Source organism: Mesorhizobium sp. Root552 (assembly GCF_001427285.1).
GTDB lineage: Bacteria > Pseudomonadota > Alphaproteobacteria > Rhizobiales > Rhizobiaceae > Mesorhizobium.
On the sequence record NZ_LMFV01000027.1, the window covers coordinates 1 to 16918 of the forward strand.

Consider the following 16918-nt stretch of genomic DNA (forward strand, 5'->3'; position numbering starts at 1 on the left):
CAACGTGACGGTTGATGTTGAACTGATCGTGCCGATCGCCATGGAAGAGAAGCTGCGCTTCGCCATCCGCGAAGGCGGCCGCACCGTCGGCGCCGGCATCGTTGCTTCGATCGTTGAGTGATCGAAGCTGATCCCGTCGCACCCAACGGCAATTGAAGAAATGCAAAACGCTTTTGGGCGTTTTGCGGCTGGCGCCGGCATCGTCGCCTCCATCGTCGAGTAAGACGACGTTTGATATTTGATGGCGGCTCTCTCGGGAGCCGCCATTTCCGTCCGAAAATGCTTGAAGCTTTTGCTTGGAGCGACTAGGAACGGGCACCAACGCCGATCCGGCATTTGGCAATGTCGCCCGCGGATCGGTGGAATATCTAGGGGTATAGCTCAGTTGGTAGAGCGGCGGTCTCCAAAACCGCAGGTCGCGGGTTCGAGCCCTGCTGCCCCTGCCATTCATCCCGATGCCGGACCCGACATGGCTCGATATCTTGCCATAGCCAAGGGTTTGAGGCATAAGGGCAGCATAGCCGGGACGGAACGACTGGATGGTTCCGATGCGGCGTTTGATCGTAAAGCGGATACTTGCCACTTGCGTGGACTAAGAATCGGTTTTATGTAGACGTAACAGACACGCGACGCGTGGAGCTGGGAATCCGGCTTTGCGCGTCTGATTTGCATGGACGAAACGGTCGAATTGATTCGGCACAATCGCTTCATGCTCCACGTCCCGGTCAGCGGGACCATCCAGGAGGCCCGGCCCACGGGTCTTGAAAGCAGAGCGGCACATGGCTTCGAAGACACTTAATCCTTTCGTCTTCCTTCAGCAGGTTCGGTCGGAGACTGCCAAGGTCACTTGGCCGACGCGGCGCGAAACGCTGATTTCGACGGTGATGGTCCTGATCTTCTCGGTCCTGACCATGCTGTTCTTCTTTGCCGCAGATCAGCTCATGGGTTTTGCCGTCGAGTTGATCTTGGGTATCGGGCGCTAAGTTCGGCGATTACGGAGAAGCCTTGAAATGACCGCGCGCTGGTACATCGTCCACGCTTATTCGAACTTTGAAAAAAAGGTTGCCGAAGACATTGAGAACAAGGCCAAGCAGAAGGGATTGAGCGAGCGCATCGAGCAGATCGTCGTCCCGACTGAGAAGGTGGTCGAGGTTCGTCGCGGCAAGAAGGTGGACGCAGAGCGCAAATTTTTCCCGGGCTACGTCCTGATGAAGGCCGAGCTCAACGATGCGGTGATCAGTCTCGTCAAGAACACGCCGCGAGTTACGGGTTTCCTCGGTGAAGACAAGCATACGGCCAAGCCGATGCACATCACCGACAAGGAGGCCGAGCGCATCCTGCATCAAGTGCAGGAAGGCGTGGAGCGGCCAAAGCCGTCGGTTACTTTCGAGATTGGCGAAGCCATTCGCGTGTCGGACGGGCCGTTCGCGTCGTTCAATGGCTTCGTTCAGGAAGTCGACGAGGAGCGCGCGCGCCTCAAGGTGGAAGTATCGATCTTCGGGCGCGCCGTGCCAGTCGATCTGGAATTCGGACAGGTCGAAAAGGGCTGATCCGAAATCGCTGCGGCACTACCGCTGCAGCGATGAAGGCAACGCGGCATTTTGCGTTGTCATCGAAGGTGGGAGGCAAGGGCGGCTTAGCCAACTGTTCGAACCGCACCACCAAACTGCAACCGCCGGATATCCGGCAGAGAAGTTAAGGCAGGAAAGAGATGGCTAAGAAAATTGCAGGCCAGCTCAAGCTCCAGGTTCCAGCGGGTTCGGCTACGCCGTCGCCGCCGATCGGACCTGCGCTTGGTCAACGTGGCATCAACATCATGGAATTCTGCAAGGCGTTCAACGCGCAGTCGCAGGAGATGGAGAAGGGATCGCCGATCCCTGTCGTCATCACTTATTACCAGGACAAGTCGTTCACCTTCGTCATGAAGACGCCTCCGGTGACCTACTTCCTGAAGAAGGCCGCCAACCTGAAGTCGGGCTCGAAGGAGCCGGGCAAGACCAAGGCTGGCACGATCGGCCGCGACAAGGTGCGCGCGATCGCAGAAGCGAAGATGAAGGACCTGAACGCGAACGACGTTGAAGCCGCCATGCGCATGGTTGAAGGCTCTGCCCGTTCGATGGGCCTGGAAGTGGTGGGCTGATCAGATGGCAAAGATTGCAAAGCGTGTAGCCAAGTCCCGCGAAGGCATTGATCCGAACAAGGCGTATGCCTTGGGCGACGCCCTCAAGCTGCTCAAGGACCGTTCGGGCGTCAAGTTTGACGAAACCATCGAGATCGCCATGAACCTCGGCGTTGACCCTCGCCACGCCGACCAGATGGTCCGCGGCGTTGTCAATCTGCCGAACGGCACCGGTCGTACCGTGCGCGTTGCAGTGTTTGCACGTGGCGACAAGGCCGACGAAGCAAAGGCCGCCGGTGCTGATGTCGTTGGCGCCGAAGATTTGGTCGAGATCGTCCAGAAGGGCACGATCGACTTCGATCGCTGCATCGCGACGCCGGACATGATGCCGCTCGTCGGTCGTCTGGGCAAGGTGCTCGGCCCGCGCGGCATGATGCCGAACCCGAAGGTTGGCACTGTGACCACCGATGTGGCTGCTGCGGTCAGGGCATCGAAGGGCGGCGCCGTTGAGTTCCGCGTCGAGAAGGCTGGTATCGTCCACGCCGGCGTCGGCAAGGTGTCCTTTGAGGTTAAGGCGCTGGAAGAAAACATCCGCGCTTTCGCCGATGCGGTCACCAAGGCCAAGCCGGCCGGCGCCAAGGGCAACTACGTCAAGAAGGTGTCCGTCACCTCGACGATGGGCCCGGGCCTGAAGCTCGACGTTGCGACGCTCGTAGCGTCCTGATTCGATTTTTCCGGATCGTCCCCTAAAGGATTGATCCGGTTGTGAATTCCGATCCCCGCTTCGGCGGGGGTTGGGTACCCGGAAGCCGAAAGGGTTCCGGATATCCTGTCCGAGATTGCGGGCGGTCCGGTTTCGATTGGACCTTAATTCATGTGGGCCTGCATGAGACGGGTGAAGACCGGACAAAGGAGGTTTCGCCTCCAATGAAAGGTTCGAACCGTGTTTGCCTTTTGTCTGCGCATCCGGCGGCTTGCCAACGGATGTGGCGAAAGGGGGCAGGATCCTCGAGCGCCGTTCGGGTGATCCAGAAATGGAAAAGCCCGGCCGGCAAAAGGCAACCAGACGCCTGCTTTCGTAAATGAGGCAGGGGTCAACTGGAGATAGGCAGTGGACAGAGCGGAAAAACGCGAACTCGTCTCGGGCCTGAACGACGCCATCAAGGGCGCTGGTTCAGTGGTCGTGGCCCACTATGCCGGTATCACCGTCGCGCAAATGAACGATCTTCGCACGAAGATGCGTCAGGCCGGCGGCACCGTCAAAGTCGCGAAGAACCGCCTCGCCAAGATCGCTCTTCAGGGCACGGAATCCGAAAGCATCATCGATCTGTTCAAGGGACAGACGCTGGTCGCTTACTCGGAAGATCCGATTGCGGCACCGAAGGTCGCGTCCGATTTCGCCAAGGGGAATGAGAAGCTCATCATTCTCGGCGGCGCAATGGGCAAGACCTCGCTCGATGCCGATGGAGTGAAGGCTCTTGCCTCGCTTCCGTCGCTCGACGAGTTGCGCGCCAAGCTGGTTGGCATGATTGCCACGCCGGCTACCCGGATCGCCCAGATCGTCAATGCGCCCGCGGGTTCAGTCGCGCGCGTCATCGGCGCTTACGCCCGGAAGGACGAGGCGGCATGAGGCCGTTCCTCTTGAATATCAACACACGTTCGAACCTTATGAAGGAATACAAAAATGGCTGATCTCGCAAAGATCGTAGACGACCTCTCGAGCCTGACCGTCCTCGAGGCGGCTGAGCTTTCGAAGCTTCTGGAAGAAAAGTGGGGCGTTTCCGCCGCTGCTCCGGTTGCTGTTGCCGCTGCTGGTGGCGCTGCCGCCGCTGCTGCTCCGGCTGAGGAAAAGACCGAGTTCGACGTCATCCTGACGGATGCCGGCGCTCAGAAGATCAACGTCATCAAGGAAGTGCGCGCCATCACCGGCCTGGGTCTCAAGGAAGCCAAGGACCTGGTCGAGGCCGCTCCGAAGCCGGTCAAGGAAGCCGTTGCCAAGGCCGACGCGGAAAAGATCAAGGCTCAGCTCGAAGCTGCTGGCGCCAAGGTCGATCTGAAGTAATTGTTCGGGTTCGGCGGGCGACCTCATGTCGCCCGCCGCCTCCCGCCAGGGAGCCCGGATTTGTGTTCGAGAACCTCTTTCCTGATGGCCGGAACCGGCTTTCAGGAAACAGGTTTTCACCTGTTTTAGACAAGGCCGTCGTGAAACGGCCTGAAAGGCGAGGCGGACCGCGGCGTGGTTCGCCCCAACATGCTAAGGAGCGACGATGGCCCAGACCCAGACTTTCAATGGCCGCAGACGCGTAAGAAAGTTCTTCGGAAAGATCCCTGAAGTTGCCGAGATGCCGAACCTGATCGAGGTTCAAAAGGCATCCTACGACCAGTTCCTCATGGTGGACGAGCCCCAGGGCGGTCGTCCGGACGAAGGCCTGCAGGCTGTTTTCAAGTCGGTGTTCCCGATCTCCGATTTTTCCGGAGCTTCGATGCTGGAATTCGTAAAGTACGAGTTCGAAGCGCCGAAATTCGACGTTGACGAATGCCGTCAGCGCGATCTGACCTATGCTGCGCCGCTCAAGGTGACGCTGCGTCTCATCGTGTTCGATATTGACGAAGATACCGGCGCGAAGTCGATCAAGGACATCAAGGAACAGGACGTTTACATGGGCGATATGCCGCTCATGACCATGAACGGCACCTTCATCGTCAACGGCACCGAGCGCGTCATCGTTTCGCAGATGCACCGTTCGCCGGGCGTGTTCTTCGATCACGACAAGGGCAAGTCGCACTCCAGCGGCAAGCTCCTTTTCGCCGCCCGCGTCATTCCCTATCGCGGCTCGTGGCTCGATATCGAGTTCGATTCCAAGGACGTCGTGCATGCCCGCATCGACCGTCGCCGCAAGATTCCGGTGACGTCGCTGCTGATGGCGCTCGGCATGGATGGCGAAGAAATCCTGTCCACCTTCTACAACAAGATTTCCTACCGGCGCGCCGGCGACCATTGGCGCATCCCCTTCAACGTCGATCGCTTCCGCGGCCTCAAGGCTGTCAGCGATCTGGTTGATGCCGACACCGGCGAGGTCGTCGTCGAGGCCGGCAAGAAGATCACCGCGCGCCAGGCCAAGCAGCTTGGCGAAAAGGGTCTGAAGGCGATCAAGGCGACGGATGAGGATCTGCTGGGCAACTATCTTGCCGAGGATATCGTCAACTACCAGACCGGCGAGATTTTCCTCGAGGCCGGCGACGAGATCGACGACAAGACCTTGAAGGTGCTGCTCGAAACGGGCGAGGACGAGATCCAGATTCTCGACATCGACCACGTCAATGTCGGCGCCTACATTCGCAACACGCTTGCTGTCGACAAGAACGAGAGCCGCCAGGACGCGCTGTTCGACATCTATCGTGTCATGCGTCCTGGCGAGCCGCCGACGCTGGAAACTGCTGAAGCCATGTTCAATTCGCTGTTCTTCGACAGCGAACGCTATGACCTGTCGGCAGTCGGCCGCGTCAAGATGAACATGCGTCTCGAACTCGACGCGGAAGACACCGTTCGCGTGCTGCGCAAGGAAGACATCCTTGCCGTGGTCAAGACGCTGGTGGAGCTGCGCGACGGCAAGGGCGAGATCGACGACATCGACAATCTCGGCAACCGTCGCGTGCGTTCGGTCGGCGAATTGATGGAGAACCAGTACCGCGTCGGCCTTCTGCGCATGGAGCGCGCGATCAAGGAGCGTATGTCCTCGATCGAGATCGACACGGTCATGCCGCAGGACCTGATCAACGCCAAGCCGGCGGCAGCCGCGGTGCGTGAATTCTTCGGGTCCTCGCAGCTTTCACAGTTCATGGACCAGACCAACCCGTTGTCGGAAATCACCCACAAGCGTCGCCTGTCGGCGCTTGGACCGGGCGGTTTGACGCGTGAGCGCGCCGGCTTCGAGGTGCGCGACGTGCATCCGACGCACTACGGGCGTATCTGCCCGATCGAGACGCCGGAAGGCCCGAACATCGGCCTGATCAACTCGCTGGCGACTTTTGCGCGTGTCAACAAGTACGGCTTTATCGAAAGCCCGTACCGCAAGATCGTGGACGGCAAGCTGACCAACGACGTCGTCTATCTGTCGGCGATGGAAGAGGCCAAGCACTTCGTCGCTCAGGCCAACGCCGAGCTCGACGCCAACGGCCATTTCGTCGACGAGTTCGTCATTTGCCGTAACGCCGGCGAAGTGATGATGGCGCCGCGCGAGAACGTCGACCTCATGGACGTTTCGCCAAAGCAGATGGTTTCGGTCGCAGCCGCGCTGATCCCGTTCCTTGAAAACGACGACGCGAACCGCGCTCTCATGGGCTCGAATATGCAGCGTCAGGCCGTGCCGCTGGTGCGCGCCGAAGCGCCGTTCGTCGGCACCGGCATGGAGCCGATCGTGGCTCGTGACTCGGGCGCCGCCATCGGTGCCCGTCGCGGCGGCGTGGTCGACCAGGTTGACGCAACGCGTATCGTTATCCGCGCGACCGAAAACCTCGATCCCGGCAAGTCCGGTGTCGATATCTACCGCCTGATGAAGTTCCAGCGTTCGAACCAGTCGACCTGCATCAACCAGCGTCCGCTGGTGAGGGTTGGCGACCACGTCAACAAGGGTGACATCATCGCCGACGGTCCTTCGACGGATCTTGGCGATCTGGCGCTTGGCCGCAACGTGCTCGTCGCGTTCATGCCGTGGAACGGCTACAACTACGAGGACTCGATCCTGCTGTCCGAGCGGATCGTTGCCGACGACGTCTTCACCTCGATCCATATCGAGGAGTTCGAGGTCATGGCTCGCGATACGAAGCTCGGCCCTGAGGAAATCACCCGCGACATTCCGAACGTTTCGGAAGAAGCGCTGAAGAACCTCGACGAAGCCGGCATCGTCTATATCGGTGCGGAAGTGCAGCCGGGCGACATCCTGGTTGGCAAGATCACGCCGAAGGGCGAAAGCCCGATGACGCCGGAAGAAAAGCTTCTGCGCGCCATCTTCGGCGAAAAGGCATCCGATGTGCGCGATACCTCCATGCGCATGCCTCCGGGCACTTTCGGCACGGTCGTGGAAGTTCGCGTCTTCAACCGTCACGGCGTGGAGAAGGACGAACGCGCCATGGCCATCGAGCGCGAGGAGATCGAGCGCCTGGCCAAGGACCGCGACGACGAGCAGGCCATTTTGGACCGCAACGTCTACTCGCGCCTGTCCGGTATGTTGATCGGCAAGGAAGCGATTGCCGGGCCTAAGGGCTTCAAGAAGGGCACCGTTCTCGCCAAGGAGACGCTGGACGACTACCCGCGTTCGCAGTGGTGGCAGTTTGCCGTGGAGAGCGAAAAGCTCCAGAGCGAACTGGAAGCCCTGCGCGGCCAGTACGACGACTCCAAGAAGGCGCTGGAACAGCGTTTCATGGACAAGGTCGAAAAGGTCCAGCGCGGCGACGAAATGCCTCCGGGCGTTATGAAGATGGTCAAGGTCTTCGTGGCCGTGAAGCGCAAGATGCAGCCCGGCGACAAGATGGCTGGCCGTCACGGCAACAAGGGTGTCGTGTCGCGTATCGTTCCCGTCGAGGACATGCCGTTCCTCGAGGACGGCACGCATGCCGATATCGTGCTCAATCCGCTGGGCGTGCCATCGCGCATGAACGTCGGCCAGATCCTGGAAACCCATCTGGGTTGGGCTTGCTCGGGCATGGGCAGGAAGATCGGCGACTTGATCGATGCCTATAAGGCGGGTGGCGATATCAAGCCGCTGCGCCAGACCATCGAGCAGGTCATTCCGGCCAACGACCGCAACGAGCCGGTTCGTGAGTATGACGATGAGTCCATCGTTCGCCTCGGCGAGCAGATGCGGCGCGGCGTCTCCATCGCGACCCCGGTGTTCGACGGTGCGCATGAAGCCAACATCAACGAGATGCTGGAGCAGGCGGGTCTTCATACCAGCGGTCAGTCGCAGCTCTATGATGGGCGTACCGGCGAGCCGTTCGACCGCAAGGTGACGATGGGCTACATCTACATGCTCAAGCTGCACCACCTCGTGGACGACAAGATCCACGCGCGTTCGATCGGCCCGTACTCCCTGGTCACCCAGCAGCCGCTGGGCGGCAAGGCGCAGTTCGGCGGCCAGCGCTTCGGCGAAATGGAGGTCTGGGCTCTCGAGGCTTACGGCGCCGCCTACACGCTGCAGGAAATGCTGACAGTGAAGTCGGACGACGTGGCCGGCCGTACCAAGGTCTACGAAGCGATCGTCCGCGGCGACGACACCTTCGAGGCGGGTATCCCGGAGAGCTTCAACGTTCTGGTCAAAGAAATGCGGTCGCTCGGGCTTAACGTCGAGCTTGAAAACACCAAGCTTGACGAGCAGGCGACGCCGCTGCGCGACGCTGCCGAGTAACGGCGCTCGCTTGCAGCCGCGGGCAACCGCGGCTGCCTGGGTACGGCCAGTGAGCGTGCCCTAAAGGAATCTTCCGGCTTTGGCCGGTTCTCGCGGGTGTCGTCCCGCATAATTTGGAATTGGGGTTTTCGAGGACCCCGCAAAGGAGAATGGCATGAACCAAGAGGTCATGAATCTCTTCAACCCGCAGGCGCCGGCGCAGGTGTTCGATTCCATCCGGATTTCGCTCGCCAGCCCGGAAAAGATCCTGTCGTGGTCGTTCGGCGAGATCAAGAAGCCGGAAACCATCAACTACCGTACGTTCAAGCCGGAACGCGACGGCCTGTTCTGCGCGCGCATCTTCGGGCCGATCAAGGACTATGAGTGCCTGTGCGGCAAGTACAAGCGCATGAAGTACAAGGGCGTCATCTGCGAAAAGTGCGGCGTGGAAGTTACGCTGTCGCGCGTTCGCCGCGAGCGAATGGGCCACATCGAATTGGCTGCGCCTGTCGCCCACATCTGGTTCCTGAAGTCGCTGCCGTCGCGCATCGGCACGCTGCTCGACATGACCCTGAAGGACATCGAGCGCGTCCTTTATTTCGAGAACTACATCGTGACCGAGCCGGGCCTGACCGCGCTCAAGGAAAACCAGCTTCTCTCCGAAGAAGAGTACATGCTGGCAGTCGATGAGTACGGCGAGGACAGCTTCACCGCCATGATCGGCGCGGAAGCTATCCATGACCTGCTGGCCGGCATGGATCTGGAAAAGATCGCTGGCGACCTGCGTTCCGAACTTGCCTCCACCACGTCCGAGCTGAAGCAGAAGAAGTATCTCAAGCGTCTCAAGGTGGTCGAGAACTTCATGGAATCCGGCAATCGCCCGGAATGGATGATCATGAAGGTCGTTCCGGTGATCCCGCCGGACCTGCGTCCGCTCGTTCCGCTGGATGGCGGCCGCTTTGCGACCTCGGACCTGAACGACCTTTATCGTCGCGTCATCAACCGTAACAACCGCCTGAAGCGGCTGATCGAGTTGCGTGCGCCTGGCATCATCGTGCGTAACGAAAAGCGCATGTTGCAGGAAGCCGTCGATGCACTGTTCGACAACGGCCGCCGCGGCCGCGTCATCACCGGCGCCAACAAGCGTCCGCTGAAGTCGCTGTCGGATATGCTGAAAGGCAAGCAGGGCCGCTTCCGCCAGAACCTGCTCGGCAAGCGCGTCGACTATTCCGGCCGCTCGGTCATCGTGACCGGTCCGGAACTGAAGCTGCATCAGTGCGGCCTGCCGAAGAAGATGGCGCTCGAACTGTTCAAGCCGTTCATCTATGCCCGTCTCGACGCCAAGGGTTATTCCTCGACCGTCAAGCAGGCCAAGAAGCTGGTCGAGAAGGAACGTCCGGAAGTCTGGGATATCCTCGACGAGGTCATCCGCGAGCATCCGGTGCTCCTGAATCGTGCGCCGACGCTGCACCGCCTCGGCATCCAGGCGTTCGAGCCGATGCTGATCGAAGGCAAGGCCATTCAGCTGCACCCACTGGTCTGCACCGCCTTCAACGCCGACTTCGACGGTGACCAGATGGCTGTTCACGTGCCGCTTTCGCTGGAAGCCCAGCTCGAAGCGCGCGTGCTGATGATGTCGACCAACAACATCCTGCACCCGGCCTCCGGCGCACCGATCATCGTGCCGTCGCAGGATATGGTGCTCGGCCTCTATTATCTCTCGATCGTCAACCAGAACGAGCCGGGCGAAGGCATGGCGTTTGCCGATATGGGCGAACTCCAGCACGCGCTCGAAACCAAGGCCGTGACGCTGCATGCCAAGATCAAGGGCCGCTTCAAGACGGTTGATGCGGAAGGCAATCTCGTTTCGAAGATCTACGACACGACGCCTGGCCGCATGATCATCGGCGAGTTGCTGCCGAAGAACGTCAACGTGCCGTTCGCGACTGCCAACCAGGAGATGACCAAGAAGAACATCTCCAAGATGATCGACACCGTCTACCGCCATTGCGGTCAGAAGGAGACGGTCATTTTCTGCGATCGCATCATGGCGCTGGGCTTCGCGCATGCCTGCCGGGCCGGCATTTCGTTCGGCAAGGACGACATGTTGATCCCCGATGCCAAGGCCAAACTGGTTACGGACACCGAGGCGCAGGCCAAGGAATACGAGCAGCAGTACAATGACGGCCTGATCACGCAGGGCGAGAAGTACAACAAGGTGGTCGACGCCTGGGCAAAGTGCTCTGAAAAGGTCGCCGAGGAAATGATGGGCCGCATCAAGGCGGTGGAGTTCGACGACGACGGCCGTCAAAAGCCGATGAACTCGATCTACATGATGTCGCATTCGGGTGCGCGCGGTTCGCCCACCCAGATGCGTCAGCTCGCCGGCATGCGCGGCCTTATGGCCAAGCCGTCTGGCGAAATCATCGAGACGCCGATCATTTCGAACTTCAAGGAAGGCCTCACCGTTCTCGAGTACTTCAACTCGACCCACGGCGCCCGCAAGGGTCTGGCCGACACGGCGTTGAAGACGGCCAACTCCGGTTACCTGACCCGTCGCCTTGTCGACGTCGCGCAGGATTGCATCGTCAATTCTGTCGACTGTGGCACGGACAAGGGCCTTACCATGCAGCCGATCGTCGACGCTGGCCAGGTGGTCGCGTCGGTGGGACAGCGTGTGCTTGGCCGCACCGCCCTGGATGACATTTTGCATCCGGTCTCCGGCGAGGTCATGGTCAATGCCGGCAAGCTGATGGATGAGCGCGATATCGAGATGATCGAAAAGGCTGGCGTGCAGTCGGTTCGCATTCGCTCGGCGTTGACTTGCGAAGTCCGCACCGGCGTTTGCGCAGTCTGCTACGGTCGCGATCTTGCTCGCGGCACGCCCGTCAACCAGGGCGAGGCCGTTGGCGTCATCGCGGCGCAGTCGATCGGCGAGCCGGGCACCCAGCTCACCATGCGTACCTTCCACATGGGCGGCACGGCGCAGGTGGTGGACTCCTCGTTCCTCGAAGCCTCCTATGAAGGCAAGGTCGAGATCCGCAACCGCAACGTCGTGCGCAACTCTGACGGTCACCTCGTGGTGATGGGCCGCAACATGGCGATCCTCATCCTTGACGAAGCCGGCAAGGAGCGCGCTACGCACCGTGTCACCTATGGTTCGCGCATCTTCGTGGACGATGGCGACAAGGTTAAGCGCGGCCAGCGTATCGCCGAGTGGGATCCCTACACCCGTCCGATCCTTACCGAAATCGAGGGCAGGGCGGAGTTCGAGGATCTGGTCGACGGCATTTCCGTGCAGGAAACGGCCGACGAATCCACCGGTATCACCAAGCGCGAGGTTATCGACTGGCGTTCGACGCCGCGTGGTTCGGACCTCAAGCCGGCCATCGTGATCCAGGATGCCAAGGGGAAGGTCGGCAAGCTGTCGAAGGGCGGCGATGCCCGCTTCCTGCTCTCGGTCGAGGCCATCCTTTCGGTCGAGCCGGGCGCTCATGTGAAGCCGGGCGACGTGCTGGCGCGTATTCCGATGGAAAGCGCCAAGACCAAGGACATCACCGGTGGTCTGCCGCGTGTGGCCGAACTGTTCGAGGCTCGCCGTCCGAAGGATCACGCCATCATCGCCGAGATCGATGGCACCATCCGCTTCGGTCGCGACTACAAGAACAAGCGCCGCATCATCATCGAGCCGCATGACTCGACGCTGGAGCCGGTCGAATACCTGATCCCGAAGGGCAAGCCGTTCCATCTTCAGGACGGCGACGTCATCGAGAAGGGCGACTACATCCTCGACGGCAACCCGGCGCCGCACGACATCCTGGCGATCAGGGGCGTGGAGGCTCTGGCTTCCTACCTGGTCAACGAAATCCAGGAAGTCTACCGGTTGCAGGGCGTTTCGATCAACGACAAGCACATTGAAGTGATCGTGCGCCAGATGCTGCAGAAGGTGGAAATCACCGAACAGGGCGACTCGACCTACATCCCGGGCGACCACGTCGACGTGATCGAATTGGACGAGATCAACGAGCGTCTGGAAGAAGAAGGCAAGAAGCCCGCTGCCGGTCAGCCTGTTCTGCTCGGCATCACCAAGGCGTCGCTGCAGACACCGTCCTTCATCTCCGCCGCCTCCTTCCAGGAGACGACGAGGGTGCTTACGGAAGCTGCGGTTGCCGGCAAGACCGACATGCTGCAGGGCCTGAAGGAAAACGTCATCGTCGGACGTCTGATCCCTGCCGGCACCGGCGGCCAGATGAGCCAGATCCGCCGCATCGCTACTTCGCGCGATGAGCTGATCCTCGACGAGCGCCGCAAGTCTTCGGGTGTCGAGGTAGCTGAGCCGATCCTCACGGATATGGTGTCGGCTGCTCAGTAAGCCGGGCATCCGCCTGGAAAATCAAAAGCCGCCGGCTTGCCCGGCGGCTTTTTCGTTTGAAGTTCGGGTGTTGATGGCAGTCGTCAATCAGTCGGGTTCATCGAACGTCACGATTGAGACTTCGCCTTCCAGTGCACCTTGATAGGCGGAAAGGTGGGGTTCCTCGTCGGGTTCGCCTTGCATGTCGCCAATCTGGTCCAGCTCCGCTTCTGCATAGCCTTCCGCCGCGAGTGATTCCAAAGCGCGACGCACGGCCGAGTCGTCGTCGGGAGCAACCAGCATCACGTGAACGCCTTCCGCCCGGCCGCCTTTTCGTTTCCAGACGCGCCCGGTGATGATGGTTACAGGCCGTTCCTGTTCATCGTCTGTCGACTCGCTCATGATTGATTCTTTCAGTGAACTGGTGGGCCGTGTGCTTTCAGTCTGTTTACATGAAGCGCGCAGGCGCAACAGTCAAAATGCAGTCACATTGTTCCTCGTAATCCAATTCGCACGAAAGAAAATTTCATGCGCTTGCCGCATGACTGCCAAGCCCCGGTTTCGGCGCAATATTTGGAGCTGCGGGGTTGACGGATGAGAACCGTGCGAGTAGAAGCCGCCCAGTCTGAGCCGATGTGAGACTTTCCTTTTCAAGGCGACGCGCTTTGGAGTTTGTCTCAAACAGGGTTCGTTTTACGAGCGAAAAGACATTTCCGGCATGCATGAAGCGGGTTCCGCTTCCTCTGCTTTTTGTTCGGGCAGGACCGTAGGATGCGGTTTGTGGCCCGAATTTGCGTATGGAAATAGCGTCTGAATCTGCCCTGAACGGGCTTGAGACACGGAATTGAGAGACAAGAGGGTTTAATGCCTACCGTCAACCAGCTGATCCGCAAGCCGCGTGTAGCGCCGGCAACGCGCAACAAGGTCCCGGCCATGCAGCAGAATCCGCAGAAGCGCGGCGTCTGCACACGCGTCTATACGACGACGCCGAAGAAGCCGAACTCTGCACTGCGCAAAGTTGCGAAGATCCGCCTGACCAATGGCTTCGAGGTGATTGGCTACATCCCGGGCGAAGGTCACAACCTTCAGGAGCACTCCGTGGTCATGATCCGCGGCGGTCGCGTGAAGGACCTTCCGGGCGTTCGCTATCATATCATCCGCGGCGTGCTCGACACGCAAGGTGTGAAAAACCGCAAGCAGCGCCGTTCCAAGTACGGTGCAAAGCGTCCGAAGTAAGGTTTTCCGGCTTCGGCGCTTTTTATTTTCGTGCCGGGCAAGAAAAGAGAGACAACAGTATGTCCCGTCGTCACAGTGCAGATAAGCGTGAGATCAACCCGGACCCGAAGTTCGGCGATCTTGTCGTAACCAAGTTCATGAATGCCGTCATGTATGACGGCAAGAAGTCGGTCGCCGAGACCATCGTCTATGGCGCCCTTGACCAGGTTCAGGCCAAGACCAAGCAAGAGCCGGTCACCGTCTTCCATCAGGCTCTCGACAATGTCGCGCCTCACGTGGAAGTGCGTTCGCGCCGCGTTGGTGGTGCGACCTATCAGGTTCCGGTCGATGTGCGCCCCGAGCGTCGTCAGGCGCTGGCCATTCGCTGGCTCATCGCTGCCGCGCGCAATCGCAACGAGACCACCATGGTCGATCGCCTCTCCGGTGAGTTGATGGACGCGGCGAACAACCGCGGCACCGCCGTGAAGAAGCGTGAAGACACCCACAAGATGGCCGAAGCCAACCGCGCTTTCGCGCACTACCGCTGGTAAGCGCGAACGAGACTTGAGAGGCACCTCCCATGGCCCGCGAATATAAAATCGAAGACTACCGCAATTTCGGCATCATGGCGCACATCGACGCCGGCAAGACGACGACGACCGAGCGGATTCTGTACTACACCGGCAAGTCGCACAAGATCGGTGAAGTCCACGACGGCGCAGCCACCATGGACTGGATGGAGCAGGAGCAGGAGCGCGGTATCACCATTACGTCCGCCGCCACTACGACCTTCTGGAAGGGTCGTGACGGTAAGCAGCGCCGCTTCAACATCATCGACACCCCCGGCCACGTCGACTTCACCATTGAAGTCGAGCGTTCGCTGCGCGTTCTCGACGGCGCCATTGCGCTGCTCGATTCCAACGCCGGCGTTGAGCCGCAGACCGAAACCGTCTGGCGTCAGGCTGAGAAGTATCATGTTCCGCGCATGATTTTCTGCAACAAGATGGACAAGACCGGCGCAGATTTCTACCGCTGCCTGGACATGATCAAGTCGCGCCTCGGTGCGATCGCCGTGGCTGTTCAGTTGCCGATCGGTGCCGAGAACGAGTTCAAGGGCGTCATCGATCTCATCGAGATGAAGGCGCTCGTCTGGCACAACGAAGAGCTGGGCGCTGCCTGGGATGTTGTAGAGATCCCGTCCGACCTTCAGGCGAAGGCCGAGGAATATCGCGAGAAGATGATCGAGGCCGTCGTCGAAATGGACGACGATGCCATGAACAACTATCTCGAAGGCAATCTGCCCGACAACGACACCATCCGTGCGTTGATCCGCAAGGGTACGATCAGCGTCAAGTTCCATCCGGTTTTCTGCGGCACTGCCTTCAAGAACAAGGGCGTTCAGCCGCTTCTCGATGCTGTGGTCGACTTCCTGCCTTCGCCGCTGGACGTTCCGGCCATCAAGGGCATCGATGCCAAGACCGAAGCCGAGATCGAGCGTCACGCCACTGACGACGAGCCGCTGTCGATGCTGGCGTTCAAGATCATGAACGATCCCTTCGTCGGATCGCTCACCTTCGCCCGCATCTATTCCGGCAAGCTCACCAAGGGCGTTTCGCTGGACAACACGGTGAAGGGTAAGAAGGAGCGCATCGGCCGTATGCTGCAGATGCATGCCAACAGCCGCGCCGACATCGAAGAAGCTTTCGCTGGCGACATCGTTGCTCTGGCTGGCCTCAAGGAAACCACGACCGGCGATACGCTTTGCGATCCGCTCAACCCCGTGATCCTCGAGCGCATGGAATTCCCCGATCCGGTCATCCAGATCGCGATCGAGCCGAAGACCAAGGCCGACCAGGAAAAGATGGGCCTTGCTCTGCATCGCCTTGCTGCCGAGGACCCGTCCTTCCGCGTCAAGACCGACGAGGAAAGCGGCCAGACGATCATCGCCGGCATGGGTGAGCTTCATCTCGACATCATCGTCGACCGCATGAAGCGCGAGTTCAAGGTCGAGGCCAACGTAGGCGCCCCGCAGGTTGCTTACCGCGAGACGATCACGCGTACCCACGAGCAGGACTACACGCACAAGAAGCAGACCGGTGGTACCGGCCAGTTCGCGCGCGTCAAGATCGTGTTCGAGCCGAACACGGAGAGCGAAGAGTATGTCTTCGAGTCCAAGATCGTCGGCGGCGCTGTGCCGAAGGAATACATCCCCGGCGTTCAGAAGGGTATCGAGAGCGTCATGTCCTCGGGTCCGTTCGCCGGCTTCCCGATGATCGGTGTCAAGGCAACGCTCATCGACGGCGCCTACCACGACGTCGACTCGTCGGTTCTGGCTTTCGAAATCGCTGGCCGCGCCTGCTTCCGCGAGGCTGCCCCGAAGCTCGGCGTGCAGTTGCTCGAACCGATCATGAAGGTCGAGGTCGTTACGCCGGAAGATTATGTCGGCAACGTCATCGGCGACCTGAATTCGCGTCGTGGCCAGATCCAGGGCCAGGAAAGCCGCGGCGTTGCCGTGGTGGTGAATGCAATGGTGCCGCTGGCCAACATGTTCAAGTACGTCGACAACCTGCGCTCGATGTCACAGGGCCGCGCCCAGTACACGATGCAGTTCGACCACTACGAGCCGGTGCCGACTGCGGTCGCTCAGGAAGTTCAGAAGAAATACGCGTAATCCCAACGGGTTGCACTTGTAACTTAATTAAACGCCCCGGTGGGCAAGTCAGAAATGGAGACCTCACATGGCAAAAGGTAAATTCGAGCGCACGAAGCCTCATGTGAACATTGGCACGATTGGTCACGTTGACCATGGCAAGACGTCGTTGACGGCCGCGATCACGAAGTATTTTGGCG

13 protein-coding genes, 1 tRNA gene and 1 pseudogene are annotated in these 16918 nt (G+C 60.0%); 14 read left to right on the forward strand and 1 reads right to left on the reverse strand.

Annotation, left to right across the window (positions count from 1 at the left end; genetic code table 11):
- The 10 genes and pseudogenes from tuf to rpoC form a co-directional block, all read left to right on the forward strand.
- Positions 1–121: pseudogene (gene tuf / locus ASD50_RS22500) on the forward strand (elongation factor Tu); the annotation flags it as partial.
- Positions 122–370: 249 nt separating this feature from the next.
- Positions 371–446: transfer RNA gene (locus ASD50_RS13035), tRNA-Trp, on the forward strand.
- A 333-nt stretch (positions 447–779) separates the two neighbouring features.
- A complete protein-coding gene (gene secE, locus ASD50_RS13040; RefSeq protein ID WP_056241884.1) occupies positions 780–983 on the forward strand; it encodes a preprotein translocase subunit SecE in 204 nt (67 codons plus the stop codon).
- 27 nt (positions 984–1010) lie between these two features.
- Positions 1011–1550 (forward strand): transcription termination/antitermination protein NusG, encoded by a 540-nt coding sequence (gene nusG, locus ASD50_RS13045; protein ID WP_056241887.1) that lies wholly within the window; start codon positions 1011–1013, stop codon positions 1548–1550.
- A gap of 161 nt (positions 1551–1711) precedes the next feature.
- Positions 1712–2140 (forward strand): 50S ribosomal protein L11, encoded by a 429-nt coding sequence (rplK, locus tag ASD50_RS13050; protein WP_056241890.1) that lies wholly within the window; start codon positions 1712–1714, stop codon positions 2138–2140.
- A gap of 4 nt (positions 2141–2144) precedes the next feature.
- On the forward strand, positions 2145–2843 hold the full coding sequence (rplA, locus tag ASD50_RS13055; protein WP_056241892.1) for a 50S ribosomal protein L1: 699 nt from the start codon (positions 2145–2147) through the stop codon (positions 2841–2843).
- Between the two features lie 387 nt (positions 2844–3230).
- The gene (rplJ, locus tag ASD50_RS13060) at positions 3231–3749 is read left to right on the forward strand and encodes a 50S ribosomal protein L10 (protein WP_056241895.1); all 519 of its coding nucleotides are present in this window, start codon (positions 3231–3233) and stop codon (positions 3747–3749) included.
- A 54-nt stretch (positions 3750–3803) separates the two neighbouring features.
- Positions 3804–4181 carry a 50S ribosomal protein L7/L12 gene (gene rplL / locus ASD50_RS13065; RefSeq protein ID WP_056241897.1) on the forward strand — a complete coding sequence of 126 codons (378 nt, stop codon included), beginning with the start codon at positions 3804–3806 and terminating at the stop codon, positions 4179–4181.
- Between the two features lie 205 nt (positions 4182–4386).
- The gene (gene rpoB, locus ASD50_RS13070; protein WP_056241902.1) at positions 4387–8523 is read left to right on the forward strand and encodes a DNA-directed RNA polymerase subunit beta; all 4137 of its coding nucleotides are present in this window, start codon (positions 4387–4389) and stop codon (positions 8521–8523) included.
- 154 nt (positions 8524–8677) lie between these two features.
- Positions 8678–12874: a DNA-directed RNA polymerase subunit beta' gene (rpoC, locus tag ASD50_RS13075; protein WP_056241905.1), complete on the forward strand. Its 4197-nt coding sequence runs from the start codon at positions 8678–8680 to the stop codon at positions 12872–12874.
- 87 nt (positions 12875–12961) lie between these two features.
- Here the strand turns inward: rpoC and ASD50_RS13080 are convergent, their stop codons facing one another.
- Positions 12962–13255: a hypothetical protein gene (locus ASD50_RS13080; RefSeq protein WP_056241907.1), complete on the reverse strand. Its 294-nt coding sequence runs from the start codon at positions 13253–13255 to the stop codon at positions 12962–12964.
- 462 nt (positions 13256–13717) lie between these two features.
- On the opposite strand from ASD50_RS13080, the gene rpsL reads away from it, so the two are divergent.
- The 4 genes from rpsL to ASD50_RS22505 form a co-directional block, all read left to right on the forward strand.
- Complete coding sequence (gene rpsL, locus ASD50_RS13085) at positions 13718–14089, forward strand: 30S ribosomal protein S12 (RefSeq protein WP_056241910.1); 372 nt, start codon at positions 13718–13720, stop codon at positions 14087–14089.
- 59 nt (positions 14090–14148) lie between these two features.
- Positions 14149–14619 carry a 30S ribosomal protein S7 gene (gene rpsG / locus ASD50_RS13090; RefSeq protein WP_056241913.1) on the forward strand — a complete coding sequence of 157 codons (471 nt, stop codon included), beginning with the start codon at positions 14149–14151 and terminating at the stop codon, positions 14617–14619.
- Positions 14620–14648: 29 nt separating this feature from the next.
- Entirely contained in the window at positions 14649–16739 is a 2091-nt protein-coding gene (gene fusA, locus ASD50_RS13095) for an elongation factor G (RefSeq protein ID WP_056241916.1), read from the forward strand.
- A gap of 67 nt (positions 16740–16806) precedes the next feature.
- The coding region (locus ASD50_RS22505; protein ID WP_156465080.1) for a GTP-binding protein at positions 16807–16918 on the forward strand (112 nt) is incomplete at its 3' end.